Origin of the sequence: Pseudoalteromonas sp. GW168-MNA-CIBAN-0100, from assembly GCF_040309225.1 — a bacterium.
Lineage (GTDB): Bacteria > Pseudomonadota > Gammaproteobacteria > Enterobacterales > Alteromonadaceae > Pseudoalteromonas > Pseudoalteromonas arctica.
Genome location: NZ_JBEOOL010001218.1, coordinates 1 through 220 on the forward strand (window position 1 = coordinate 1; position 220 = coordinate 220).

Below are 220 nucleotides of genomic sequence, written 5' to 3' on the forward strand. Positions count from 1 at the left end.
GTCATGACTCTGAGTTGTGATGAATTTTTACGGCGCTACTTACAACATGTATTGCCCAAAGGGTTTATGCGCATTCGCCACTATGGCTTTTTAGCTAATGCATGTCGCAAGCGAAAGTTAGGGTTAATAAAGGCTCAAGTATCAGCAACCCCATGCAAAGCGGTGAAGCCGAAGGTAGAGCAAGAACGATTAATACCCCATTGGTCTTGCCAGTCATGCA

At 45.0% G+C, this 220-nt stretch carries 1 protein-coding gene; it reads left to right on the forward strand.

The window, feature by feature from the left end; genetic code table 11:
* Window positions 1–220: transposase (locus AAEY62_RS25290; RefSeq protein ID WP_350637261.1), on the forward strand; the 220-nt coding region annotated here is incomplete at both ends.